The sequence below is a fragment of the Brucella haematophila genome (assembly GCF_005938105.1).
Lineage (GTDB): Bacteria > Pseudomonadota > Alphaproteobacteria > Rhizobiales > Rhizobiaceae > Brucella > Brucella haematophila.
The window spans coordinates 91,867-116,629 of the sequence record NZ_VCPE01000018.1 but is presented as its reverse complement, the minus strand read 5'-3'; the positions used below and the strand labels follow the sequence as shown (position 1 = coordinate 116,629).

Below are 24,763 nucleotides of genomic sequence, written 5' to 3'. Positions count from 1 at the left end.
AATATGTTAATTATGATTAATACTTTGGTTATTCGTACATTCTTGATGACCGGCCGGGGTAGCCCCGGATGCTACTCTGTGCCCAAAAAACAGGGAGAATGGTTGATGAAGAGCATTATCATCGGGCCTACCGACAAGGATCGTACAGTTACGCAGCAGATACTGCATCGCATTCATGAGCAAATGCCGAAGCCCTCGGAAGATAAGACACAGGTTTGCAATGTTTTGCGCCGTTCAAAGGGCGGCTACTCGCATCGTCGGCACAAGATTCACAAGCTTGCCTGATTTTGCGTCATGAATTGAATATTATGTCGGTTTGCTATCAGCGCCACACGCCATCCCCGGCCTGCTGGCGCTGTTATTTTATCCAGCCCAAACTTTCTAAATTCACATGACTGGTTTATGAGGGAGCATTGCTCCAGCATTAATAAATTCAGGAATGTGCGATGAACACCGAAGCTGACGGAAACGATCAGAGGAAAAAGTCCGGTTTCTTTCTCGGTTTCATGGCGGTACTGGCCAGCCTGTTTTTCGTGCTGTTTGTCGGCCTTGGCATCTGGCAGATCGAACGCCTGCAATGGAAGCTAGACCTCATCGCTCGTGTGGATGCTCGCGTCCATGCTGAACCCGTCGCAGCGCCGGGCAAGGACGATTGGGCCAATGTCAATCAGAAGGACGATGAATATCGTCACGTGACCATCACCGGCACCTATCTGAACGATAAGGAAGTGCTGGTGCGTGCGCTGACAGAGCGTGGCGCTGGCTATTGGGTTCTGACGCCGCTGCGCTCCACTGATGGATCGCTGACCTATATCAATCGCGGTTTTGTGCCGAGCGACAAGCGTGATCTATCAACTCGTCAGGAAACCCAGATTGCTGGCGAAACGACTGTGACTGGTCTTCTGCGCATGCCAGAGCCGGATGGGTTCTTCCTCCGGCCAAACGATCCGGCAAAAAACAGCTGGAATTCTCGCGACGTTGCAGCTTTCGCCACAAAAGAGAACCTTGGCACCGTCGCACCCTATTTTATCGATGCGGATGCCAAGTCTAATCCCGGCAATCAGCCGGTTGGCGGGCTGACGGTCGTTTCCTTCCGCAACAGCCACCTGTCCTATGCAATCACCTGGTTTGCGCTCGCAGCCATGGTTGCCGGGGCTGCGGTGTTCGTCTGGCGTTACGAGCGCAAATCCAGATCTTAGATATGCAGCGCGTGACCGAGCGCCTTCATGCTGGCCTCGGCAAAGCCCTCGCCCAAGGTCGGATGTGCATGGATTGTCCCTGCAATATCCTCAAGACGCGCGCCCATTTCGACGGCTTGCGCAAAGGCTGACGACAGTTCGGAAATACCAACACCAACTGCCTGAATGCCCAGAATGACATGATTGTCCGCACGGGCCACCACGCGAATGAAGCCGTCCTCCCGTTCAACTGTCATGGCGCGGCCATTGGCCTGAAAAGGGAAAATGCCAATCTGCGTGTTGTGACCGGCCTTGCGCGCCTCGTCGGGCAGCAGCCCTACCGTTACGATTTCCGGATCGGTGAAGCAGACCGCCGGAATGCAGCGCTTGTCCCAGGCTTGCTTGCCGCCTGCGATGATCTCGGCAACCATTTCACCTTGCGCCATCGCGCGATGCGCCAGCATCGGTTCCCCGGTGACATCGCCAATCGCGTAGACACCACGCATTGATGTGCGGCAGCGATCATCGATGCGAATGAAGCGTCCATCCATATCGAGCCTGATTTCACTCAAACCCCAACCATCAGTCTGCGGTTTGCGTCCGACCGTCACCAGCACCTTATCAGCGTCGATGCGCTTAACTGAACCATCTGCTGCCAGCACTTCCAGTGCCTTGCCGTCGCCGGTCAGGCCCTTGGCCGATGTGCTGGTCAGCACCTCGACGCCAAGCGCCTTCAGGCGTGCCATGACGGGCCGTGTCAGCTCTGCATCATATTGCGGCAGGATACGGTCGGTCGCTTCTACGACAGTGACTTTGGAACCGAGCTTCGCATAGGCCGTGCCGATTTCGAGCCCGATATAACCTCCGCCTACGACAGCCAGTTTCTCTGGTATCGAACCCAGCGACATAGCATCCGTGGACGAAATGATATTGCCGCCGAAGGGCAGCGCTTCAATTTCAACCGGCACGGAGCCGGTGGCGATCACGATGTTCTCCGCATGAATGGTCTGGCGGCCCGTATCGGTATCAACCAGCACGGTCTTACCGTCCATGAACCGCGCCTGCCCTTGAAACATGCGCACGCGCGACCGTTTCAACAGCCCGGCCACACCACTATTCAGTCGATTGACGATACCGTCTTTCCATTCAAGTGTTTTGACAAAGTCTATGGCCGGATTTTGCGCGGTAATGCCAAGCGCGCCTTTCGATGCGAAATGTGTAAGGCGATGGAATTCATCCGCCGCATGGATCAGTGCTTTCGATGGAATGCAACCGACATTGAGGCAGGTGCCGCCGAGGCGCTTTCGCTCGACAAGCACGGTATCAATGCCGAGCTGTCCCGCCCGGATGCCGCAGACATAGCCGCCGGGACCACCGCCGATGATCAGAAGTTTGCAGTTAATCTCACTCATAAGTTCAGCCTTCCACAAAGATCATCGCAGGCGTTTCGATGAGGCTTTTCAGCTTCTGCACAAAGACAGCCGCATCCCAACCGTCAATCACCCGATGATCGAAGCTGCATGAAAGGTTCATCATCTTGCGCGGCACGAACTGGGTTCCGTCCCACATCGGGCGCACGGCAATCTTGTTGATGCCGACAATCGCAACTTCTGGCCGATTGATAATCGGTGTTGTGGCAATCGCGCCAAGCGGCCCAAGCGACGTGATCGTGATGGTGGAACCGCTCAGCTCTTCCCGCTTTGCCGTTCCATTGCGGGCGGCATCCGTCACACGCGACAGCTCGGAAGCAGCGGCAAAGACGGTCATACTTTCGGCGTGACGCACCACGGGGACGATCAAGCCATTCGGTGTCTGCGTGGCAATGCCCACATGCACTCCCCCGAACTGGCGGATGATATCGGCTTCATCGTCGAAATGGGCATTCAGGCCCGGCTGTTCTTTCACCGCTTTGACGATGGCGCGGATAACGAATGGCAGCAGCGTCAGGCGCGGACGCCCTTCCTTCTTCTCATTGTTGAGGCCAGCGCGCAGCTCTTCAAGCTGAGTGACGTCTACTTCTTCGACAATGGTGATATGCGGAATGTGGCGCTTGGCTTCCGCCATGCGCTCGGCGATCTTGCGTCGAAGCCCGATCACCTTGATCTCGTTGACGGATGTGTCGGCTGTATAGCCCGACAGTGCCGTAACAGCACCGCTTTCGGCCTCGAAAAACGCGTCCAGATCTTCATGCGTGATGCGCCCGGCAGGTCCGGTTCCGCGAACACGCCGCAGATCAACGCCCGCATCACGCGCCCTCAACCGGACCGATGGCGTGGCCAGAGGCTTTTCACCTTCCGCCCGCACGGGGCCAGCGCCCGCAAAAGCTCGAGCGGAGGTTTCACGCTTGGGTGCTGCCGGCTTTGGCGGAACGGGTGTTTGCAACAAGACCGGCACTTCCGGCGCGTTCGTCGTTGGAGCCTCAACCGCTATCGGTGTATGCGCTGGCTCTTCCGCCTTTACTTCCTCGGTTGCGCCAGAATCGCCTCCGATTTCAAGCCGCACCAGTTCGGAACCGACGGCAATCTTTTCACCGACTTCGCCATTGATCGCGATGACTTTGCCCGCGCGCGACGACGGGATTTCCACCGTCGCCTTGTCGGTCATGACGGCAGCCAGAAGATCATCCTCGCGAATGATATCGCCAACCTTCACATGCCATTCGACTAGCTCGGCCTCGGCAACGCCTTCGCCAACATCAGGGAGTTTAATTGTAAAATGAGCCATGTTGTCTCCCCTCACGCTTCCATGATCGACACGAGTGCGCGACCGACGCGATCAGGACCGGGGAAATAGGCCCATTCCTGCGCATGTGGGTAAGGCGTGTCCCAACCCGTCACGCGAATGACTGGCGCTTCGAGGTGATAGAAGCAATCGCGCTGCACCAGCGCGGCAAGTTCCGCACCGTAGCCGCAGGTCAGCGTTGCTTCATGCACGATGACGCAACGACCAGTCTTGCGCACCGAGGCCATGATGGTTTCGGTATCGAGCGGTAAAAGCGTGCGCAGATCGATAATCTCGGCATCGACGCCTGTTTCTTCCGCGGCGGCCAGCGCCACATGCACCATGGTGCCATAGGCCAAAACCGTCACGGCGCTGCCTTCACGGCGAATAGCGGCCTTGCCGAGCGGAACCGTGTAATAGCCTTCGGGCACTTCGCCCAGATCGTGCTTTTTCCAGGACGTGACCGGCTTGTCGTGATGGCCGTCGAAGGGGCCATTATAAAGCCGTTTCGGCTCGAACATGATCACCGGATCGGGGTCTTCTATCGCTGCAAGCAGCAAGCCCTTGGCATCCGCTGGCGTGGATGGCATCACCGTTTTCAAGCCGGACACATGGGTGAAAAGTGCTTCCGGGCTTTGGCTGTGCGTCTGCCCGCCATAAATACCGCCGCCGGATGGCATGCGGATCACGATGGGGCACGTGAACTCGCCTGCCGAGCGATAGCGCAGACGGGCGGCTTCGGAGACAATCTGGTCATAGGCCGGATAGACATAATCGGCGAACTGCACTTCAATGCAGGGGCGCAAGCCGTAAGCGGCCATGCCGATTGCGGTGCCAACAATGCCAAGCTCGCTGATTGGCGCATCGAAGCAGCGCTCTTTGCCGTACTTCTTCTGCAAACCGGCGGTGCAGCGAAACACGCCGCCGAAATAACCGACATCCTCACCGAACACGACCACATTCTTGTCGCGCTCCATGGCAATGTCGTGGGCGTTCTGGATCGCCTCGATCATTGTCATTCTTGGCATAGTCATCTTGGTCATGGATCAGAACCCCGCTTCCTGACGCTGGCGAACAAGATGCGGCGGCGTTTCCGCGTAAACATCCTCAAACATGTCGCGCATGGACGGCTTGCGCCCGTCATGCAGGGTGCCGATGGCTTCCGCCTCGCGTTGCGCGCTGACGACAAGGTCCATCACTTCCGCTTCCGCCTGCTTGTGGCGGTCTTCCGACCAGACACCGCGCAGGATCAGATAGTTCTTGAGCCGCAAAACCGGATCGCCAAGCGGCCACGCATCGCTTTCCGCCTTGGGGCGATAGGCGGAAGGATCATCCGAAGTGGAATGGCCGCCAGCGCGATAGGTCACATATTCAATGATTGTGGGGCCGAGATTGCGCCGTGCGCGCTCCACCGCCCATTTCGCCACGGCGTGAACGGCAAGATAATCATTGCCGTCTACGCGCAGCGAGGGAATGCCGAAGCCGTGCCCACGGGCCGCGAAAGTGCCGGAACCGCCACGGGCAATGCCCTGGAATGTCGAAATAGCCCACTGGTTGTTGACGATATTCATCACCACAGGCGCCTTGTACGTCGAGGCGAAGACGAGCGCGGCGTGAAAGTCGCTTTCGGCTGTCGAGCCGTCACCGATCCACGCAGCCGCGATCTTGGCATCGTGGCTTATCGCAGAGGCCATCGCCCAACCGACAGCCTGCGTATATTGCGTCGCAAGGTTGCCGGAAATCGTGAAGAAGCCATGCTCTTTCGAGGAATACATCACCGGGAGCTGGCGGCCTTTCAGCGGGTCCTGCTCGTTAGAGAAAATCTGGTTCATCATGGTGACAAGCGGATAATCATCAGCGATCAGCAGCCCCGCTTGCCGATAGGTCGGGAAATTCATATCACCCTTGCGCAGCGCCTTTCTGAAAGCGCAGCTCACAGCCTCTTCGCCCAGATGCTGCATATAGAACGACGTCTTGCCCTGACGCTGCGCCATCATCATGCGCGCATCATAGGCCCGCAGGATCATCATGTGTCGCAGGCCGTCTTTCAGCTCATCATCAGTGAGTGTCCCGGCCCAGGGACCGACAGCCTCACCTTCGCGGTTCAACACACGAATGATGCTGAAAGCGAGATCACGCATCGCTTCCGGCTTTTCGTCTATTTCCGGCCTTCTGACACTGCCCGCGCGAGGGATTTTGACATGGGAGAAATCCGGCGCATCGCCGGGCCGCCATTCCGGCTCAGGAACATGCAGGGATAGTACGACATCGTCGCTCATGCGGGCATACCTCGCAATGGGCCAGGCAACTAGCCTGGCAAAACTGGCACTGAATGTCGAACGGGTGGAATTCTGTTTGGTTCCGGCGAATAGACCTTATCAAAATCCGGTTTCCGGATGGCCTTTCAAACACAGATTGACCGCATTCCTCCCATGCGACGTGAAGCCGGTTTTCCTCCTCCGATTTCACTGTCATTCAGGGTGATACGGCTCTCAAAATAAAGCAAGATTATTTTTCATGACCTCGAGAGGTGTTCTTGCAGTTCAGTTCTCCGGCCCGAAAATACGTCGCTTCAACAGGTCAATGAAATAAGTGTATTTCCATGTTTTATATGGGATTTGATATGGAATGTTTAGCCTGCCACGGACGCAATATTCTTACGCACCGTTGACGAATACGTCAGTACTATCTGGTACTATTTCGCGTGAATTGCGCATTCCCAAATGATGCATGAGGCACTTTGTCCACCGCGCTGTCATGGCAAAACCAACGGAAAAAGTCTCCAGAGGCCACCTTGATTCTGGCGAGCATAAAAAACCGCGCTTGAAACAAGCGCGGTTCAATTTTTTCGAACTGTCGAATGGCTTAGCGGATGGCCTTGCCGTCATCGTCAAAGCGATGTGTCTTGTCCGCTTCCGGCGACACGAAGATGATGTCATCTTCCGTGTAATGGTGCTCGCCGAACAGGCGAACAGTGATGAGACCTGCCCCCTCGGTTTCGACATAAAGGATGGTATCGGCGCCAAGATGTTCGGCGTGGATGACCTTGCCTTTCCATTTGCCGCTTTCGCGGCTGACGCCAAGATGTTCCGGGCGAATGCCGATGATCGTCGCACCCGTTTCACCGATACGGTCGGCGTCGATGAAATTCATCTGTGGTGAACCGATGAAGCCTGCCACGAACAGATTGTCGGGCTTGTTATAAAGCTCCATTGGCGAACCGATCTGTTCGATACGGCCTGCATTCAGCACCACGATACGGTCGGCAAGCGTCATTGCCTCCACCTGATCATGGGTGACATAGATCATCGTTGCCTTCAGCTCGCGATGCAGCTTGGCTATTTCAAGACGCGTCTGCACGCGCAAGGCAGCGTCGAGGTTGGACAAAGGCTCGTCAAACAGGAACAGTTCCGGGTCACGCACAAGCGCGCGACCGATGGCGACGCGCTGGCGCTGGCCGCCCGACAGTTCCGCCGGACGTCTCGCCAGATAAGGATCAAGCGACAGCATGGACGAAGCGCGTGTAACGCGGCTTTCAATCTGTTCCTTCGGCGCACCGGACTGTTTGAGACCAAGGCCCATATTGTCCTTCACGGTCAGATGCGGATAAAGCGCATAAGACTGGAACACCATCGCAATGCCACGCTTTGACGGCGGCGTCACAGTCACATCCTTGTCGTTGATCAGCACCTGACCCGAAGACACATCTTCCAGACCGGCAATCGAACGCAGCAGCGTGGACTTACCGCAACCGGAAGGCCCCACGAAAATGATGAACTCGCCGTCGCGAACTTCCAGATTGATATCCTTCAGAACAGCCTGCGAACCGTAGCTCTTGTTTATCGACTTGAGTAGCAGCGATCCCACAGTCAAAAATCCCTTACAGTTTTACCGGCTGGCCAAGACGCACGCTTTCGTCAGCGGCGAGACAGATACGCAGCGATTGCAGCGCATCGTCCATATGGCGGTTGAGATCGATATCCTCGCGAATAGCTTTCAGCATGTAAGCCTGTTCGCGTTCGCACAATTCCTGATGGCCCGGCTCATCCGACATGGAAAGATCCGTATCCGGCTTCAGGAATTTTCCTTCCGCACCGCGTTCAGCGCGATGGATGCGAATGGTCGAGGTTTTGGTGTGCGCGTCTACGTCGTCAGATTTGGTCACAGCCTCGTTCATGACAATGGAAACGCAGCCATTCGGCGAGATTACATCCTTCACGAAGAAGGCGGTTTCGGACATCATCGGACCCCAGCCTGCTTCGTACCAGCCAATCGTGCCGTCATCGAACAGCACCTGCAGATGGCCGTAATTATACATATCCGGCTTGATTTCATTGGAAAGACGCAGGCCCATGCCGCGCACTTCCACCGGCTTTGCATCAGTGATCTGGCACATGACGTCGACATAATGCACACCGCAATCGACAATCGGCGATGTGGTGTTCATCAGGTTCTTATGCGTTTCCCAGGTCGCGCCGCTTGACTGCTGGTTGAGGTTCATACGGAAAACGTAAGGACCGCCGAGCTGTCGCGCTTCAGAAATCAGCCGCATCCAGGACGGATGATGGCGCAGGATATAGCCGATGACGAGCTTGCGTCCGTTGGCCCGTGCGCAATCGATGACCCGGCGCGCGTCTTCCACGGTCGTTGCCAGCGGCTTTTCAACAAAGACATGCGCCCCCTGCTCCATCGCAGCCACGGCATAATCGGCATGGCTTTCCGAATAAGTGGCAATGCAGGCCATATCCGGTTTCAGCTCGGCCATGGCCTCGTGAAAAGATGGATGAATTTCATAGCCTGCCAGCTCGTCTGGCACCGCAACCTTGGTCCGGTTGACCAGACCAACGACTTCAAAGCCCGGATTGCGATGATAGGCCAACGCATGGCTGCGGCCCATATTGCCAAGACCTGCCGAAAGCACGCGTACCGGAGCGATTGGGGCCGGGGCGCTTGATGTATCTGAACTCATTTTACAGCTCCGGCTGTGATGCCGCGGATCAGTTGCCGCGAGAAAATGACGTAGAGGACGAGGATCGGGAACATTGCCAGCGAAAGCGCCGACAGAACCGCATTCCAGTTGGTGACGAACTGGCCGATGAACAGCTGCGAGCCCAATGTCACCGTCTTGGTGGCTTCGCTCGGTGCGAGGATCAGCGGGAACCAGAGATCGTTCCAGATCGGGATCATGGTGAAGACGGCGACCGTTGCCATGGCGGGACGGATCAGCGGCAGCACCAGCTTAAAGAAGATCGCATATTCCGACATGCCGTCTATTCGCCCGGCATTTTTCAAATCGTCGGACACGGTTCGCATGAATTCGGACAGGATGAAGATCGCAAGTGGCAAGCCTTGGGCTGTATAGACGAGGATCAGCGAGGTCAGACTATTGACCAGCCCCACAGCGACCATGCCCTGCAACAATGCAACCGTACCAAGACGGATCGGGATCATGATGCCGATGGCCAGATAAAGCCCCATCAGCGTGTTGCCCTTGAAGCGATATTCCGACAGCGCAAAGGCGGCCATAGCGCCAAACAGGATGACGAAGAAGATGCTCGCCACCGTAACGATGGCGCTGTTCTGGAAATAGGTCAGGAACGAGCCCTGTTTCAGAACCGTTTCATAGCCGATGAGGCTAAAGCTTTCCGGTGTCGGAAACTGCAGCGGCGTGCGGAAAATCGCATTGCGGTCCTTGAAGGAATTGATCAGCGTCAGCGCCACCGGAAAGACGGCGACAAGCATATAGATGATCAGTGCCGCATGAACGAATGTTGTGCGAAGGGGCGAAGTGCGTGCTTTCGACATGATTTCTCGCTCCTCAGAACTGATAGCGGCGCATGCGACGCTGGATGCCGAACAGATAGAGCGACACACCGGCGAGGATGATGAGGAACATCACGGCCGCGATAGTGGCGCCCATGGACGGATTGCCAAGCTGAAGCTGGAAGCCGAAGAAGGTGCGGTACAGGAACGTGCCCAGAATATCGGTCGCCTTGTCTGGTCCCGCGAGTGCGCCCTGCATCGAATATACAAGGTCGAACGCGTTAAAATTGGCAACGAAGGTCATGACCGAGATCAGGCCAATTGACGGCAGGATAAGCGGCAGCTTGATCTTCCAGAACTGGCTCCAGCCGGTAATGCCATCGCATTCGGCAGCTTCGATAATTTCATCGGGAATGTTGAGCAGCGCTGCATAGATCAGCATCATCGGAATGCCGACAAACTGCCAGACAGAGACAAGCGACACCGTCACAAGTGCGGTTTCGGCCTTGCCGAGCCACGGTCCAAAGGCCCATTTCATGCCCACCAGATCCATCATCCATGGTGCAACGCCCCAGATCGGCGACAGGATCAGCTTCCAGATAAAGCCGACAATCACGAAGGACAGAAGCGTCGGCAGAAAGATCGCGGTGCGGTAGAAGGCGGCAAAACGCAGTCTCGGCAGCGACAGCATGGCCGCGAGCAAAATGCCGATCGGGTTTTGAACCAGCATGTGAATGCAGAAGAATATGACGTTGTTTTTCAAAGCATTCCAGAAATCGCGCGACCAGTTTACGTCGCCGAACAGCGTCTGGAAATTGGCGAAGCCAACAAAGACGCGCTGGCCATCAACGACATTGAAAAACGCTTGCCGCAATGTTTCGATCAGCGGCAGCACCATGACGGCAGTATAAACCAGCACACAAGGCAGCAGAAACACAAGAATGTGCCACCGCCTCGGGCGTTTTTGCTCAATGATTGGCAGGTCGGCAGACTGGCTCATCAACACTCGCTGTTCTTCGGCTTATGCGGTTCTTACGAACTTTCCATCGCCGTGAGACTGACACGGATCGCGCATTGCGCGAAAGAAAAACTGCCCGCAAGACTATCCGGTAGGTCTGTTCGGCATCGAAAATGCACACGGGCGGCCCTGCTCTGTCGCAAAGCCGCCCGTGCACTATCGCTTTACTTGGCTGGTTTGTACCAGCTGTCCAGGCCTTCCTGCAGCTTCTTGGCGGCATCTTCCGGCGTTACGGTGCCGTTGATGACATTAGCAGACTGTACCCAGGTTTCGTTTTCCAGGTTTGGCGTGCCACGCGACAGGATCTGGTAGGTCGAGCGGATGGTCGGCTTGCACTTTTCGCGCCAGGATACGAATTCCTGCGCCAGCGGATCGGACATCTTCACAGCCGTCGAATTCAGGCTGAAGAAGCCTGGCAGCGCATTGGCGTAGATTTCCGCAAATTCCGGCGAAGCGACCCAGTTAAGGAACACCTTGGCCTGCTCGGCATTCTTGCTCGAAGCGTTGAGGCCAAGACCGATATCGTTGTGATCCGAGATGTAGCAGCTGTCGCCGGCATTCTTCACTGGCGGCGGGAATGCGCCCATCTTGAACTGCGCCTGCGTGTTGAACAGGCCGATTTCCCACGAACCAGCCGGATAGATCGCAGCGCGGCCCAGCGTGAAGAGGTTCTGGCTGTCCGGATAGGTCTGTGCTTCGAAACCGTCGCCCAGATAATCCTTCCACTTGGCAAGAACCTTGAACGGCTCAACCCACGGCTCGTCGGTCAGCTTCTGCTGGCCAGCGATGAGCGCCTTGCGGCCTTCTTCACCCTTCCAATAGGTTGGGCCGATATTCTGGTAGCCCATGGTTGCGGCTTCCCACATATCCTTGGTGCCCATCGCCATCGGGATATAGGTGCCGTCGGCCTTGATCTTGTCGAGCATCGCGAAGAACTCGGCTTCGGTCGCCGGGGCCTTCAAGCCAAGCTTGTCAAAGGCTTCCTGATTATAGATGAAGCCGTGAATAACCGAAGCCATCGGCACGCAGAAAGCCTTCTTGCCGTCGTCGGTGGTCCATGCGGACTTGGCGACGTCGGAGAAGTTCTTCATGCCTTCGAGGTCGGTGAGATCGGCAAGTTTGCCCTTGTTGAACAGCTCCAGCGAGGTGTCGAACGGACGGCACGAAATAAGATCGCCGCCCGAACCAGCATCCAGCTTGGCATTGAGAGCGGCGTTATATTCCGTCGGCGCGCTTGGCGCGAAATTGATCTTGATGCCCGGATTCTTGGCTTCAAAGGCTGGAATGATCTTTTCCTGCCAGATCTGCAGATCGTCGTTACGCCAGCTTTCAACCGTCAGCGTGACGTCCTGAGCCAATGCGGCAGAACCCGACGCCAGCAGCGTCGAACCCAGCAGCATGAATTTCAAGGTATTGCGAACCATTTGACCTTCTCCCGTTTTTTGAACGCAGACGCACAAAAGAGGCGAGATACGCCTGTCCATTGCGATACACCACGTTGATGACGATGGCTCATCACGGTACGGGATAAATGCCGGCTCTGCCGGTCTTTGCTCCATCCCATTTCCGCGCGGCCCTCGCCTGTCAACAACCTTTGGCGACCCCTGGCGGCATTGCGCTCCCCTTTGGTTGAATTTAATGCCAAAAACGTACCAATTGTCCAGCGAAGTTTACGAAATTCTCGCATAAAAATTGGAAGCAAGATAATTTACCTTATTTTATCAACACATTAATCAATTTGTCTCGGCTTCGCTGAATCTGCTTGGTTAATGGTATTTTTTTGGTATCTTCAAGTTGGAGGTATCTTCATGGCAGAGTTTTTCATTGGCGTGGATGGCGGCGGCACCGGATGTCGCGCTGTGGTGGCAGATGGCAACGGTGCGATTCTCGGAACGGGACGCAGCGGATCGGCCAATATTGTCACCGACCCGCAGACTTCGCTCGTCAATGTACGCGCAGCCATCGACAATGCCTTTGCCGATGCCGGGCTGGACCAGAGCCATTACGGCGAAAGCCATGCGGTCCTCGGCCTTGCTGGCGGCAATGTCGCAGGTGCGGGACTGCCGATTGAACGCGGCCTCCCCTTTGCCCATGCCAATGTCGAGTTCGACGGCCTCATCGCATTGCAAGGTGCGCTTGGCGATCAGGACGGCATCGTCGCCATTCTCGGCACTGGCACGGCCTATATCGTCCGCCAGCAGGAGCGAATTCATTCGGTTGGCGGCTGGGGCTTTCCGCTCAGCGATCTGGGCAGCGGCGCGCGGCTTGGACAAAGCCTGTTGCAGGAATGCCTGCTGGTGCATGACGGCATTCATCCCCGCAGCCGCCTGACAACAGACGTGCTCGATGAGTTCAGCAACAATCCCGACAATCTGGTTGAGTTTGCGTGGACAGCGAAGCCCGGCGATTTCGGCAAATATGCCCCGCGTATTTTCCAGTATGCTGCCAATGGCGACGAGACGGCACGCATGCTTCTTGAACGTTCCGCAGGCTATGTCAGCGAAACACTGGATATGCTGGTCGCTCAGGGTGCGGAGCGGATCAGTCTGTTGGGCGGCATGGCGCCGCTTTATGTGGAGTGGCTCCCCGCGAACCATCAGAAGCTCATTGTCCAACCGGCAGCCGACGCTTTGACTGGAGCCTTGCAGCTCGCACTCAAGCGCTATGGCCACAAGATGGATGAGGCGCGTGCATGAGCGGCAATTTCAGCGCTTTCCTACCCAAAAATCTTCAGGGCACCGCCCCCTCTTCAGGCGCGGGACCGCTCTACATGCAGTTGCGCCAGTCGCTGGAAGCCGCGATTCGCGCCGGACATCTGGCCGACGGTGAAGCCCTGCCACCTGAACGCGACATTGCTGAATATGCCAATATCAGCCGCGTGACTGTACGTAAGGCGGTGGATGATCTCGTCAAATCGGGACTTCTGGTGCGCCGTCATGGTTCCGGCACTTTTGTCGTTCGCCCCAGTGAGCGCGTGCAGCAATCGCTTTCCATGCTGACGTCTTTCACCGAAGACATGGCGCGGCGCGGCATTGCCACCCAATCAAAATGGCTGGAGCGCGGTCTCTATTATCCCTCGCCCGAGGAAATGATGAAGCTTGGCGTTTCTTCAGAAACCCGTGTCGCCCGGCTTGGCCGTTTGCGTATGGCAAGTGATCTGCCCTTGGCTATCGAACGCGCCACCTTGTCGAGCGAAGTTTTGCCAGACCCCAATGCCGTACAGGGCTCGCTCTATGCCGAACTCGGACGGACAGGCTTTCGCCCGGTTCGTGCGGTGCAGCGCATATCCGCCTGCAACATCAAGGATCCCGATGCACGGATACTCGGCGTCAAGGCTGGCGATGCAGGATTGTCTATCGAGCGCATTTCCTATCTCGCATCAGGCCGGGCAGTGGAATTCACCAAATCGCTGTATCGCGGAGATGCTTATGATTTCGTGGCGGAACTCTCGATACCATCCGCTTAAAGCCCGAATGAACCCATAAAGAAAACGGCCCGTTTCCGGGCCGTTTTGCCTTTGTTCTACGCATTATCCCACGCAAAACCGCTTCGCACTTTTGCTGGAAATGCTTTTAATGATGTTTCGTGCCTTGGTGTGCCATATCCAAAGTCGGATCGGCTGCGATGCGCTTGCGCGCACGGTCATCCATCAGCTCGTACCACATGGCATTGAGCACAGCGAAAGCTGCGGCGAGCGGCAGGCCCAGAAGCCAGGAAAAATACCACATATTGCTTTCCTTTCTTGGATTGAAAGGCGCGGACGGACAACGCCGCCCGCAGCCAGATCAATAAGCGTGGTTGCTCTCGTCCTCGATCATTTCCTTTTCCACCTTGCCCCACAGCACTTTGTAGACCCAGGAGGTGTAGGCAACGATGATCGGCAGGAAGATCAGGGTCACGACCAGCATGATGAACAGCGTCATATGGCTGGAAGACGAGTCCCAAACTGTCAGGCTTGCCCGGGGATCGAGCGAAGACGGCAGAATGAAGGGGAACATCGAGACGCCGACCGACGAGATGATGCCAAAGATCGTAAGCTTGCCCAGCAGAAGCGGAGCGACTTCACGACCGCCACGCAATGTCAGGAACACTGCAATCGCGCCCAGAATGCCGAGCGCCGGAGCGATCAGCAGGATCGGATAGTTCACATAATTGCTGAACCATGCGCTATGATCCAGTTCCACAGTCTTGCGCAGCGGATTGGATGGCCCGTCGGTGACGACAGCGCTCGTAATCCGGTAACCCGACACCCAGAACCAGCTGGCAACGCCGGCCAGGGCATAAAGAACGAGCGTGAGAAGTGCAGCAATGCTGCCATAACGGCGTGCTCTCTGCTGTATCTCTCCCGATGTTTTCAGCACCAGCCAGGAGGCGCCATGCATCGAAAGCATGGTCACCGACAACACGCCGCAAATGAGAGCAAACGGGTTGAGCAGGCCGAAGAACGTACCTTCATAGAAGATCTGGAGATCATCGGCCAAACGGAAGGGCACGCCCTGCAACACGTTACCGACGGCAACACCAAAAATCAGTGCGGGTACAAAACCGCCGATGAACAGGGCAATGTCCCACCCCTGACGCCAAGCCCTGCACTCACGCTTCGAGCGGTATTTGAAACCGACCGGGCGCAGAATGAGGGCAAAGAGGATGACGAACATCGCCAGATAGAAGCCGGAGAAGGACACGGCATAAAGCGGTGGCCAGGCGGCGAAAATTGCGCCGCCGCCCAAAACCAGCCAAACCTGATTGCCTTCCCAGACCGGGCCGATCGTGTTGATGATGACGCGGCGCTCCACATCCGTTTTGCCGACAAGCGGCATCAGAATGTCCACGCCAAGATCAAACCCGTCCATCGCGGCAAAGCCGATCAGCAGCACGCCGAGCAGTACCCACCAGATGATGCGAAGGGTTTCATAGTCCAACAATTCGCTGAGTATCATGGTCCTTACTCCGCAGGCGCAATGCTGGCAGGTGCAAGCATGGCTTCAGGTTTGCTGTCGGGTTCTGGTCCGGCTTTGATAGCGCGTATCATCAGACCCATCTCAATGATGAACAGGACCGTATAGATCGCGACAAAGCCGATGATGGTGAGCAGAACCGTCGATGCACCGAGATTGGAGACACCGACCGCTGTCGGCAGAATACCCTCGATGATCCAGGGCTGACGTCCGAATTCAGCGACGATCCAGCCCATTTCTGCGGCAATCCACGGCAGCGGAATTGCAAAGACCGCAACTTTCAGCAGGAAGCGATGCTGATCGAGTTTGCGCCGTGCCGACAGTACAAAGAACGTACCGGTAAGCAGGATCAGGAAGAACCCGATGGCCACCATGATGCGGAATGCCCAGAACAGCGGAAGGACACCCGGAACGGTGTCATTCGCGGCCTTGGCAATCTGTTCGTCAGTAGCCGTGCGCGGATCGTCCACATAGCGCTTCAGGAGGAGCGCATAGCCCAGCCATTGGCTGTTATCGGCGAAAACGTCCTTCACATCCTGCGGCACAGTGCTGGTATCGCCAGTGGCGCGGATTTTCTGCAAGGCATCATAGGCGACGATACCGTTGCGAATATGGTTCTCCGCATTCTCGACCAGATCGTTGATGCCCTGGATCGGCGTGGTCAGCGAACGTGTGCCGATCAACCCCATGACCCATGGAATTTGCACCGCGAAATGGGTTTCGCGTGCTTGCTGGTCCGGAATACCAAAGGCGGTGAACGGGGCCGGAGCCGGTTCCGTCTCCCACATCGCTTCGATAGCGGCGATCTTCATCTTCTGGTGTTCATTGGCCAGATAGCCGCTTTCATCGCCAAGAACGACGACCGAAAGCGAGGCGGCCAAACCGAAGGAAGCAGCAACCGTCATCGAACGCTTGGCGAGTTCAACCGAGCGCCCCTTCAGGAGATACCAGGCGGAAACGCCCAGAACGAAGACCGAGGCCGTTGCGTAACCCGCCGAAACCGTATGCACGAATTTAGCCTGCGCCACCGGGTTCATCAGAACCGCGAAGAAATCGGTGATTTCCATGCGCATGGTTTCAGGGTTAAACGCCGATCCGACGGGATTCTGCATCCAGCCATTGGCGATAAGAATCCACAAAGCGGAAAAATTCGAACCCGCCGCAACTGCATAGGTCGCGATCAAGTGGCCGACCTTGGAAAGACGGTCCCAACCGAAGAAGAACAGACCAACGAAGGTCGCCTCGAGGAAGAAGGCCATCAGGCCCTCAATGGCGAGCGGGGCACCGAAAATATCGCCCACATAATGGCTGTAATAGCTCCAGTTCATACCGAACTGGAATTCCATCACAATACCCGTCGCGACACCGATCGCGAAGTTGATGCCAAACAGAGTACCCCAGAATTTCGTCATCTGTCGCCAGATGAGTCGCCCCGTCATCACATAAACGGTTTCCATGATGGCCAGCAGCACGGAAAGACCCAACGTCAGAGGTACGAAGAGGAAGTGATAAAGTGCCGTGATTGCAAACTGCAATCGCGACAGGGAGACAATATCGAGTTCCATCTTTTTCAGCCGGTAATTCCCGGCCCTCCTAGAGCATTCGCGGTCCGATGATTTCACCGGCATCGCAGAATGCGACCAAAACGATATAATGTTGCACGCCGCATAAATTGGCAGACGCGACGCGCCTTCGCTTGACGGACTCCGTCATGACATCGTCCGTTCTAGAGCGCGTTTCGATCCGATTGGATCAGATTGGCGCTCCAATTCTATCTTTTAACGCGCATCTTTTCCGAAAACCGTTTCACACTTTTCGGGATGCGCTCCAACGAAGACCGGATGAAAAGCCGCCCGTCGTTTCCATTCTCTAATGTTGGCAAAGCCCCGATATCTGGACCCTGCCCGCCCGGTTACCTCATGGATTCGAGGATTTCACCGAAGCGCTGGTCACTCATGCGCACAGACTCAACTAGAGCGCCTTGATTTAAAACAATGATCCGGTCGCAAATCCGCGCTTCGCGCTGGATATGTGTCGCAACCAACAGCGTGTGTTGGCCAGCCTGTGTCCGCAGCCGCGTCAACACGTCTTCAGCGGTCGCAGCATCCAGTCCTTCGGTCGGTTCGTCGAGCAGCCACAATGAAGAATCGCTTAAGAACAGTCGCGCCAATGCAAGACGTCGCGCCTGCCCGCCGGACAATCCAAAACCACCCTCGCCCAGCATCGTGTCGAGGCCTGCTGGCAATGTTTCGACAAATTCTCCGAGACCGGCTGTGTGCAAAGCTTGCATCAGCTTCGCGTCATCAGCATCGGGCTTGGCCAGTCGCAGATTATCGCGCAGACTGTCCTGAAAGAGTTCGGTGCGCTGTGTCAGCAAACTGCTGGCCATCACTTCCGCACTGCCGTCCTTCACCGCGATTTCGCCTGCGAGCAGGTTGAACAAGGTCGATTTACCTGCACCACTGGTTCCGACAATGGCAACACGTTCACCCGCTTCGACCGTGAGGTTGATGGCTTTCAAGGCATTTACGGCTGCGTCTTCATGGCGGACAGAAAGACTACGAAGCCGCACAGCAACGCCATCCGGTGGCGTGGGCAGACCGGCGGTCGCTACTCCGTCGCGCAATTGTGGCCCAACGCGCCGCGCAGCCAGAATGGTGCGCCCCAGTTCCATCGCGCCGCGCCGCAGCGCCGCGAATGGTTCCATGGCCCCCAGAATAACCAGCATAGCCAATGCAGCGACCGGCGCCCCGATTGTCCCGGCCTGAACAAGCCAGCCACCGCCAATCAGGCCGCCAGCCAGAAGTCCGGCATGTGCCACACCGAGGCCCGCGCCGGTTCTGATCTCGACCCGGTTGAGCGTGCGGTCCGCCGCAGCGACGTAACCATCTGCCCGGATGAGAGCATCATTTTGCGCCTGCATCCGCCCGGCCATGAGCAATTCTGTCTGGCCCGCAACCAGATCGATCGTACGGGCACGCAGGGCCTCAGTGCCCTTGGCGCGTCTCCGCATCGGCATTTCCGAACGCCGTGCAGCCAATAGCGGCAGGCTCAAGCCGACGATCAAAAGCACAAGGGCAACAGCAAGCCCGAACAGAGGGTGCATCAGTGCCAGCGCAAGACCTGCCACCAACGCAGTTGCAAGTGCAGCACCAATCGGCACGACGACACGCAGATAAAGCGAATCCAGTGCATCGATATCTGCGGTCAGGCGGAACAACAGCCGCGCAGGGCGTTTCAAAAGTGCATTGGCTGCGGCGGGTCTCGCCCAGCTTCGAAACAGCTTTTCGCGCAAGGCCGCCAGAATGGCGAGCGTCGCATCGTGGGTGACAAGGCGTTCGAGATAACGCGCGCCCGTCCGCACGATTGCCAGGAACCGGATACCGGCTGCTGGTGCAAAGACATCGAACACAATAGCGGTGGCTACACTCAAGCCTGCAATGGCCGTCGCCGTGATGAACCAGCCAGAGAGGCCAAGCAACGCGATACCAGCCAGAACAGTGACCGTCGCAGCTGCAATGCCAGCATAAAGAGCAGCACCCTTGGTTCTGAAAAACAGGCGCAGGATTGGACGGAGCGCTTGCAGACCGTTCATTCGGCTGCCCTCCTCTGCCACAAGGGATCGGTATCCTGACGAGAATCCAGGCGTATGATGCGATCCATCCTGCGCGCCAGTCCCTCATCATGGGTGGCGACGATCAGGGTCTTGCCCTTGGCCAACCGCAACAGACTGTCGGCAATGTGCCTGGCGGTCTCATTATCGAGATGGGCCGTCGGCTCGTCGGCAAGAATGATATCGGCCTTGGGGTCTACCGCGATGCGGGCCAATGCAAGCCGCAAGGCCTCACCACCCGAAAGTCCGGCCCCGCTTTCCCCGATAACGCCATTCCCGGTGACGCCGGTAACATGTGCAAGCGCCATATCATCGATGATAGCGGCAGTCGGTCTAGCCGCAGCTTCACGCCCGAGCGTAATGTTGTGACGTGCGGAGCCTGCAAAAATATGCGGCCTTTGCCCAACCCAGCTCATGCGTTGGCGCAAACCCATCGCATTTTCAGGTGTCATGCTCGTGCTGCCGATACGTATTGCGCCTGTTTGCGGCGCTGCCAGCCCGGCGATCAACGCCAGAATGGTGGACTTGCCATAACCGCTTGGCGCAAGCAGAGCGACATGCTCGCCCGCTTCAATCATCAGGTTGAAATCAGTCAAGACCGAAGGCCCGGCCGGATATTGAAAACCAACATCGTGCAGTTGAACGGAAGGGGTCGTTTGTTCCGGTTCGCGCGCTGAGATATCGCTCTTGCCTACAACCGGCATGAAATGACGGCTGAGCTTTTCCAGCGCATCAATGGCGGCTTCGCCCGATGCACGGTCATGCCAGACGGCGGAAAGGTCTCGCAGTGGTTCAAAGAAAGCGGGCGACAGAAGCAGGATAAACAAGCCTTCGCCGAGCGTCAGCTGGTGTCCCCAGGCACCGAACTGCAATGTGCCAAGCAAGTGGAAGCCGATATAAACGGCAACCATGGCTACGCCAAGCGCCGCAAAAAGCTCCAGCACAGCGGAAGACAGGAATGCAATCCGCAGAACCTTCATTGTCTTCGTGCGGAGGGTCTCGGCATTTTCACGCAGCCGCGTGGCGGTGGCATCCACAGCGTGAAAACTGCGGATCGTGGTCAAACCGCGCAGCCGGTCGAGCAGAAAACCATTCATCCCGCCAAGCGCTACAAGCTGCTTCTCACTCGCAGCTTTCGCGCGCCAGCCAATCAGCGCCATGAAAATCGGGATCAAAGGCGCGGCAACGAGCAAAACCAGTGCCGCTGCCCATGAAAACCAGAAGACGGCCAGCAGTATCGCCAGCGGCACCAGCATGACCCGAATGCGCACCGGCACAAAACGCGACAAATAGGGCACGACCATCTCGGCCTGTTCGGCGAGAATGCTTGCAGCCTCGCCTGACGATGGCCGCGCTGTGTCGAGTGGAGAACGGTTGGAAAGCGCTGTGACAGCCCGTTCACGCAAAGCTGTCAGTTCGGCGCGAGCAGCGTCGAATGCCTTGGCCGCGCCAGCACCGTCGATCAGGCTGCGCAGGCAACCCAGCACGAATATGCCGAACGCCGCATAGTAGATTCTGTCGTCGAAACCCGTATCGGCGAGACATCCGATCGCATAGGCGATCAGCCCGGCCTGGGGCAGCCACAGAAGCGCTGCCAGTGCCTGAAGATTTGCCCCCCGCCGAAGCATGGCTGGAACTGACCGGCGCTCAGAACGACGCTTGGAAGGGCTTGAGCGGCGCTTGCCGCCTGTCGCCTCTCCGTCGTCTGGCGTCAGCTTCTCCGCCAGCTGCTCCGTTTGGGGGACATCAGATGTCAATCTCGCTTAGGCTCCTTCTTGGCCGATGTTCGCCCACGTCCCAAAGCCACGATCCTGTCGGTGGTTTCGAGGAAACGGGTTACCTTGGCGCCAAGCGCCAGCAGGCTTGTCAGACGGTCCGTATCGAGCTTCTTGACGTCGTCGTACCAGTTGGTCAGCCGCTCGATCAGGCTGTACATGTCTTTCATGCGCTCCTGCGCATAACGATCACCGTCGTCCTGCGGTGCTTCCATCAGCACTTCGCGCAAAACGGACAGGGTTGGGTCAATCTCGCGCTTCTTGCGCTCTTCCGCGAGTGTGCGCAGAATTTGCCAGACATCATCCGGCGTCGTGAAGAAATCGCGACGGTCGCCGGGAATGTGCTTCAGAAGCACGAGGTTCCAGCCCTGCAGTTCGCGTATGCCCATGGAGACATTCGAGCGTGACACACCAAGCGCGTCGACGATCTCGTCAGCACACATGGGCTGAGGCGACAAATAGAGCAGCGCATAAATCTGCCCCACCGTGCGGTTGATGCCCCAACGGCTGCCCATCTCCCCAAAGTGGAGCACGAACGACTGAACGATTGGCGACAATTCCAAAATTCTCTCTCCCGTATTTTCTGAATTTTCAGAAATTACTGAAATCCAGATAATCTAAATGATGAAAACCTTCAATCCGCCTGACCATTGATGCGCCGCATCTGGACAATTGGCCGCAGCCGCCAGCACTCCTCCAAATGCCATCGGCCGCTCCTTCCGGACCCAACAGGCCGCAGGCAATACGCTTCAGATTCGGGAAAGAGCGAATATCGTGACCGAACAAGAGGATATGAGTCTTTAAGCGAACCCGAAAAAGCTCAGTCCGTTCGTCCGAAAAACGATGGCGGCCCTTACCGGAAGAAGCCGCTGATTTTCCCCGTTCTGCACTGCGGAAAAGCCGAAAACGCCCCTTCCGCACCCTCAAGCATGATGTCTGCCGGCCTCAATCGGGGTCGGAAGATGAAGGCAGCTCCTTGCTGTCCTGCGTCGTGTCGCGATGGATCACGGCGCGGCTGAGCAGCATGAGCGTCACCGGCGTTGTGATGACCACAAAGACGGTAATCAATACTTCATGCAGAATCGGCTTCGATTGCAAGATGGAGAAAAATATGATCGACGCGATCAAGATTCCCCCAGCCCCAAAAGAAGAGCCGATGGTTGGTGCGTGAATGCGTTCGTAAAAGGTTTTGAAACGCACAAGGCCAATGCATCCGACAAGCGTCAGGAAAGCACCGGCGACGAGAAAAAACGAAATGAGTATGGCGGCCCAAAGCGGGATTTCGGCTGCATGGATCATTCGATCACCTCCCCGCGCATCAGGAATTTGGCGAGCGCGACGGTGGCGACGAAACCTAGCAACGCGATGATCAGCGCAGCCTCGAAATAGATATCGCTGCCAGTGCGAATGCCGAAGGTGATCAGCAGCAGCAAGGCGTTTAGATAAAGGGCGTCGGTGGCGAGCACGCGGTCCTGTGCCCGAGGGCCGACCAGCAAGCGATAAACCGCGCATCCCATGGCGGCGATCAGCATCAATTGCGCAGCGAGCAGAGACCAGAAGATGATAACGGCACTCATGCGGATTTCTCCTTCTCGACAACGTCTGCTGCCCCGAAAATCGCAATCAGCGGCTTCTCATATTTTTGCTTGATCAGATCGCGCCAGACCTGCGCTTCTTCAAGGTCGAGTACGTGAATGGTCAGTTCACGACGTGCGCTGTGATGATCGACCCAGGCCGTGCCGGGTGTTGCTGTCACCACACAGGCGAGTACTGCCAGCGCCGTGCGATTTTCCAGCTCCAGCGGGATAACCACGAAACCGGGACGGCGCTTTCTTCCGGAAAGGATGATGCGCGTAACGGTGATGTTCGAACTCAGAATATCGAGGCTGAACGTGACGAAAAGCCGGAGCATCGTCGGGATCGAGCGAATATGATTTTTCTGTGGTTGAAGCGCCGTCATGATCTGGCAGGCGAACAGCGCGATGACCACGCCAAGAATGAGCTGCGCGGGGGTAAAGCCGTTCAGCAACAGCCAGAACAGAAGCAGCGACACGAACAACAGCGGATATGGCAGGATTTTTCTCATTCTACCCCCACCGCTTGCGCACCTGTCGCCTTGGTCGCGTCATGCTCGATCTTGGGCGCTTTGAGAACACTGTCGATATAATCGGATGGATGGTGCAGCGAACGTGCAGTTTCGTCCATGTAGCGCATGGCGGGACCAGCTGCGATTGTCAGAGCAAGACAAAGCGCCAAAAGCCCGGCAATCGGCACCACTTCGCGCACCAGAACACGCGGCACATTGCCTTCTAGCGACGCCCAGAAGGTGCGGATGCCGGTTCGTGTCATGGCAATCAGCGCCGAAAGGCCGGACAGCAGGATCAGCGCGATCAGCGCCCAGCTTGCCGGACTGACCGGCATAGCCAGTTGCGGCGTCGGTCCATCACCGTTGAAGACCGCTGCTAGGATCAGGAACTTGGCGATGAAGCCCGAAAACGGTGGCAGACCGATTAGCAAAATGGCGCATATCGCGAAGAATGTGCCAAGGATGGCAAGCGTAGCAGGCAGGACTGCACCAACCTCTTCCTCCTCTTCCTCTTCCTCGTCATCACCATAGGCTTCCATCGTCACCGCAAGAACGTTGGCGGCGGCATCCTGTCCGCGCTCGACAAGTTCGATCAACAGGAAGAATGCAGCAATCGTCAGCGTGGAACTGACCATATAGAACAATGCTGCACCAGCCATGGCGGTGTTGCCACTACCGATGGCAGCCAACAGCGTGCCCGAGGAAACGAGAATGCTATAGCTGGCGAGCCTGCCCATGGCCTGCGATGCGACCACGCCGATCAGACCGAAGGCGAGCGTGATCATGCCGCCGAAATAGAGCCAGTCATTGCCGAAACCGTAGGACGAGCCAGCGCCAATACCGAACATCAGCGGCGACAGGCGCAACAGCACATAAATGCCTACCTTGCTCATGATCGCGAAGATCGCCGCAACGGGCGCTGCAGCTGCCGTATAGGTCGGCGCAAGCCAGAAATTGAGCGGCCACATGCCCGCTTTGATCAGGAACGCGACGCCCAGAACCGCTGCACCTGCTTCAAGCAGCATACGGTCTTCAGGTGCAACCTGCGTGATCCGCTGCGCGAGGTCAGCCATATTCAGCGTGCCGGTGACACCGTAGATCAGGCTCACGCCGATCAGGAACAACGACGACGCAACCAGATTGACCGCGATGTAATGGAGACCCGCCTTAACGCGTGCCGGACCGGAGCCGTACAGCGCCAGACCATAGGAGGCGGCGAGCATGACCTCGAAGAAGACGAACAGGTTGAACAGATCGCCCGTCAGGAATGCGCCGTTCAGGCCCATCAGCAAGAGCTGGAAGATCGTATGGAAATGCGGACTTGCCTTGTGCCAATGCGCCAGCGCGAAGCTGAGCGCGGCCATGCCGAGCAGGCTTGCCAGAAGCAGCATCATCGCCGCCAGTCTGTCGAGCACAAGCACAATGCCAAACGGTGCAGGCCAGTTGCCGATGAGATAAACGATTGCTTCCGGCGCTTTTTCGCTCGCCATAACCACAAGCGTGCAGGCAATGCCGATCAGGCCAAGTGTCGAGAGCGAATTGATCGCCATCTTCAATTTGCGGCTGCGCTCGTCGATCAACAGCAGAACCGCTGCCGTTACCAGCGGCAGAAGGATCGGAGCAACGATGAGGTGTGATTTCCAATCCATCA

The 24,763-nt window shown here is 57.0% G+C and carries 23 protein-coding genes; 4 read left to right on the top strand and 19 right to left on the bottom strand.

Annotated features, from left to right (window positions below; genetic code table 11):
* The first annotated feature begins 105 nt into the window (after window positions 1–105).
* Together FGI60_RS21745 and FGI60_RS21740 are read left to right on the top strand one after the other, a co-directional pair.
* Complete coding sequence (locus FGI60_RS21745) at window positions 106–285, top strand: hypothetical protein (RefSeq protein ID WP_078336994.1); 180 nt, start codon at window positions 106–108, stop codon at window positions 283–285.
* Between the two features lie 221 nt (window positions 286–506).
* Window positions 507–1,199 carry an SURF1 family protein gene (locus FGI60_RS21740; protein WP_138786971.1) on the top strand — a complete coding sequence of 231 codons (693 nt, stop codon included), beginning with the start codon at window positions 507–509 and terminating at the stop codon, window positions 1,197–1,199.
* Here the strand turns inward: FGI60_RS21740 and lpdA are convergent.
* The 9 genes from lpdA to FGI60_RS21695 form a co-directional block, all read right to left on the bottom strand.
* Window positions 1,196–2,590 carry a dihydrolipoyl dehydrogenase gene (gene lpdA / locus FGI60_RS21735; protein WP_138786943.1) on the bottom strand — a complete coding sequence of 465 codons (1,395 nt, stop codon included), beginning with the start codon at window positions 2,588–2,590 and terminating at the stop codon, window positions 1,196–1,198. The two genes, FGI60_RS21740 and lpdA, sit on opposite strands and share 4 nt — an antisense overlap.
* A gap of 4 nt (window positions 2,591–2,594) precedes the next feature.
* Window positions 2,595–3,902, bottom strand: coding sequence for a dihydrolipoamide acetyltransferase family protein (locus FGI60_RS21730; protein WP_138786942.1), 1,308 nt, complete (start codon window positions 3,900–3,902; stop codon window positions 2,595–2,597).
* 11 nt (window positions 3,903–3,913) lie between these two features.
* Entirely contained in the window at window positions 3,914–4,927 is a 1,014-nt protein-coding gene (locus FGI60_RS21725; RefSeq protein WP_109367989.1) for an alpha-ketoacid dehydrogenase subunit beta, read from the bottom strand.
* A gap of 18 nt (window positions 4,928–4,945) precedes the next feature.
* Complete coding sequence (locus tag FGI60_RS21720; protein WP_138786941.1) at window positions 4,946–6,178, bottom strand: 3-methyl-2-oxobutanoate dehydrogenase (2-methylpropanoyl-transferring) subunit alpha; 1,233 nt, start codon at window positions 6,176–6,178, stop codon at window positions 4,946–4,948.
* Between the two features lie 586 nt (window positions 6,179–6,764).
* Window positions 6,765–7,766 (bottom strand): ABC transporter ATP-binding protein, encoded by a 1,002-nt coding sequence (locus tag FGI60_RS21715; RefSeq protein WP_138786940.1) that lies wholly within the window; start codon window positions 7,764–7,766, stop codon window positions 6,765–6,767.
* Between the two features lie 13 nt (window positions 7,767–7,779).
* The gene (locus tag FGI60_RS21710) at window positions 7,780–8,868 is read right to left on the bottom strand and encodes a Gfo/Idh/MocA family protein (protein WP_138786939.1); all 1,089 of its coding nucleotides are present in this window, start codon (window positions 8,866–8,868) and stop codon (window positions 7,780–7,782) included.
* Window positions 8,865–9,704, bottom strand: a complete 840-nt coding sequence (locus FGI60_RS21705) for a carbohydrate ABC transporter permease (protein ID WP_078337000.1) — start codon at window positions 9,702–9,704, stop codon at window positions 8,865–8,867. The genes FGI60_RS21710 and FGI60_RS21705 overlap by 4 nt, the downstream gene beginning before the upstream one ends.
* Before the next feature lie 13 nt (window positions 9,705–9,717).
* Complete coding sequence (locus tag FGI60_RS21700; RefSeq protein WP_138786938.1) at window positions 9,718–10,662, bottom strand: carbohydrate ABC transporter permease; 945 nt, start codon at window positions 10,660–10,662, stop codon at window positions 9,718–9,720.
* A gap of 182 nt (window positions 10,663–10,844) precedes the next feature.
* Window positions 10,845–12,104 carry an ABC transporter substrate-binding protein gene (locus tag FGI60_RS21695; RefSeq protein WP_138786937.1) on the bottom strand — a complete coding sequence of 420 codons (1,260 nt, stop codon included), beginning with the start codon at window positions 12,102–12,104 and terminating at the stop codon, window positions 10,845–10,847.
* Window positions 12,105–12,488: 384 nt separating this feature from the next.
* Between FGI60_RS21695 and FGI60_RS21690 the strand changes: the two genes are divergently transcribed.
* Window positions 12,489–13,376, top strand: coding sequence for an N-acetylglucosamine kinase (locus tag FGI60_RS21690; protein WP_138786936.1), 888 nt, complete (start codon window positions 12,489–12,491; stop codon window positions 13,374–13,376).
* Window positions 13,373–14,146 carry a GntR family transcriptional regulator gene (locus tag FGI60_RS21685; RefSeq protein ID WP_113533455.1) on the top strand — a complete coding sequence of 258 codons (774 nt, stop codon included), beginning with the start codon at window positions 13,373–13,375 and terminating at the stop codon, window positions 14,144–14,146. The genes FGI60_RS21690 and FGI60_RS21685 overlap by 4 nt, the downstream gene beginning before the upstream one ends.
* A gap of 106 nt (window positions 14,147–14,252) precedes the next feature.
* Here FGI60_RS21685 and cydX read toward each other — a convergent pair whose 3' ends face one another.
* The 10 genes from cydX to FGI60_RS21635 form a co-directional block, all read right to left on the bottom strand.
* The gene (cydX, locus tag FGI60_RS21680; protein ID WP_138786935.1) at window positions 14,253–14,408 is read right to left on the bottom strand and encodes a cytochrome bd-I oxidase subunit CydX; all 156 of its coding nucleotides are present in this window, start codon (window positions 14,406–14,408) and stop codon (window positions 14,253–14,255) included.
* 57 nt (window positions 14,409–14,465) lie between these two features.
* On the bottom strand, window positions 14,466–15,620 hold the full coding sequence (gene cydB, locus FGI60_RS21675; RefSeq protein ID WP_138786934.1) for a cytochrome d ubiquinol oxidase subunit II: 1,155 nt from the start codon (window positions 15,618–15,620) through the stop codon (window positions 14,466–14,468).
* Between the two features lie 5 nt (window positions 15,621–15,625).
* Window positions 15,626–17,266, bottom strand: a complete 1,641-nt coding sequence (locus FGI60_RS21670; RefSeq protein ID WP_328592675.1) for a cytochrome ubiquinol oxidase subunit I — start codon at window positions 17,264–17,266, stop codon at window positions 15,626–15,628.
* Between the two features lie 284 nt (window positions 17,267–17,550).
* Window positions 17,551–19,233, bottom strand: a complete 1,683-nt coding sequence (gene cydC, locus FGI60_RS21665) for a thiol reductant ABC exporter subunit CydC (protein ID WP_138786932.1) — start codon at window positions 19,231–19,233, stop codon at window positions 17,551–17,553.
* Window positions 19,230–21,008, bottom strand: coding sequence for a thiol reductant ABC exporter subunit CydD (gene cydD, locus FGI60_RS21660; protein WP_374843893.1), 1,779 nt, complete (start codon window positions 21,006–21,008; stop codon window positions 19,230–19,232). The genes cydC and cydD overlap by 4 nt, the downstream gene beginning before the upstream one ends.
* Window positions 21,005–21,589: a GbsR/MarR family transcriptional regulator gene (locus FGI60_RS21655; RefSeq protein ID WP_171058827.1), complete on the bottom strand. Its 585-nt coding sequence runs from the start codon at window positions 21,587–21,589 to the stop codon at window positions 21,005–21,007. The genes cydD and FGI60_RS21655 overlap by 4 nt, the downstream gene beginning before the upstream one ends.
* A gap of 382 nt (window positions 21,590–21,971) precedes the next feature.
* Complete coding sequence (gene mnhG, locus FGI60_RS21650; RefSeq protein ID WP_078337010.1) at window positions 21,972–22,325, bottom strand: monovalent cation/H(+) antiporter subunit G; 354 nt, start codon at window positions 22,323–22,325, stop codon at window positions 21,972–21,974.
* Complete coding sequence (locus FGI60_RS21645) at window positions 22,322–22,603, bottom strand: K+/H+ antiporter subunit F (protein WP_138786931.1); 282 nt, start codon at window positions 22,601–22,603, stop codon at window positions 22,322–22,324. Before FGI60_RS21645 ends, mnhG begins: the two co-directional genes overlap by 4 nt.
* On the bottom strand, window positions 22,600–23,112 hold the full coding sequence (locus FGI60_RS21640) for a Na+/H+ antiporter subunit E (protein ID WP_138786930.1): 513 nt from the start codon (window positions 23,110–23,112) through the stop codon (window positions 22,600–22,602). The genes FGI60_RS21645 and FGI60_RS21640 overlap by 4 nt, the downstream gene beginning before the upstream one ends.
* Window positions 23,109–24,761: a monovalent cation/H+ antiporter subunit D gene (locus tag FGI60_RS21635; RefSeq protein ID WP_138786969.1), complete on the bottom strand. Its 1,653-nt coding sequence runs from the start codon at window positions 24,759–24,761 to the stop codon at window positions 23,109–23,111. Before FGI60_RS21635 ends, FGI60_RS21640 begins: the two co-directional genes overlap by 4 nt.
* Window positions 24,762–24,763: the final 2 nt, after the last annotated feature.

Coding starts and splice junctions, on each gene's coding strand:
- FGI60_RS21745 (WP_078336994.1), top strand. CDS start 106: ATGAAGAGCATTATCATCGGGCCTACCGACAAGGATCGTACAGTTACG.
- FGI60_RS21740 (WP_138786971.1), top strand. CDS start 507: ATGGCGGTACTGGCCAGCCTGTTTTTCGTGCTGTTTGTCGGCCTTGGC.
- lpdA (WP_138786943.1), bottom strand. CDS start 2,590: ATGAGTGAGATTAACTGCAAACTTCTGATCATCGGCGGTGGTCCCGGC.
- FGI60_RS21730 (WP_138786942.1), bottom strand. CDS start 3,902: ATGGCTCATTTTACAATTAAACTCCCTGATGTTGGCGAAGGCGTTGCC.
- FGI60_RS21725 (WP_109367989.1), bottom strand. CDS start 4,927: ATGCCAAGAATGACAATGATCGAGGCGATCCAGAACGCCCACGACATT.
- FGI60_RS21720 (WP_138786941.1), bottom strand. CDS start 6,178: ATGAGCGACGATGTCGTACTATCCCTGCATGTTCCTGAGCCGGAATGG.
- FGI60_RS21710 (WP_138786939.1), bottom strand. CDS start 8,868: ATGAGTTCAGATACATCAAGCGCCCCGGCCCCAATCGCTCCGGTACGC.
- FGI60_RS21705 (WP_078337000.1), bottom strand. CDS start 9,704: ATGTCGAAAGCACGCACTTCGCCCCTTCGCACAACATTCGTTCATGCG.
- FGI60_RS21700 (WP_138786938.1), bottom strand. CDS start 10,662: ATGAGCCAGTCTGCCGACCTGCCAATCATTGAGCAAAAACGCCCGAGG.
- FGI60_RS21695 (WP_138786937.1), bottom strand. CDS start 12,104: ATGGTTCGCAATACCTTGAAATTCATGCTGCTGGGTTCGACGCTGCTG.
- FGI60_RS21690 (WP_138786936.1), top strand. CDS start 12,489: ATGGCAGAGTTTTTCATTGGCGTGGATGGCGGCGGCACCGGATGTCGC.
- FGI60_RS21685 (WP_113533455.1), top strand. CDS start 13,373: ATGAGCGGCAATTTCAGCGCTTTCCTACCCAAAAATCTTCAGGGCACC.
- cydX (WP_138786935.1), bottom strand. CDS start 14,408: ATGTGGTATTTTTCCTGGCTTCTGGGCCTGCCGCTCGCCGCAGCTTTC.
- cydB (WP_138786934.1), bottom strand. CDS start 15,620: ATGATACTCAGCGAATTGTTGGACTATGAAACCCTTCGCATCATCTGG.
- FGI60_RS21670 (WP_328592675.1), bottom strand. CDS start 17,266: ATGCCGGTGAAATCATCGGACCGCGAATGCTCTAGGAGGGCCGGGAAT.
- cydC (WP_138786932.1), bottom strand. CDS start 19,233: ATGAACGGTCTGCAAGCGCTCCGTCCAATCCTGCGCCTGTTTTTCAGA.
- mnhG (WP_078337010.1), bottom strand. CDS start 22,325: ATGATCCATGCAGCCGAAATCCCGCTTTGGGCCGCCATACTCATTTCG.
- FGI60_RS21645 (WP_138786931.1), bottom strand. CDS start 22,603: ATGAGTGCCGTTATCATCTTCTGGTCTCTGCTCGCTGCGCAATTGATG.
- FGI60_RS21640 (WP_138786930.1), bottom strand. CDS start 23,112: ATGAGAAAAATCCTGCCATATCCGCTGTTGTTCGTGTCGCTGCTTCTG.
- FGI60_RS21635 (WP_138786969.1), bottom strand. CDS start 24,761: ATGGATTGGAAATCACACCTCATCGTTGCTCCGATCCTTCTGCCGCTG.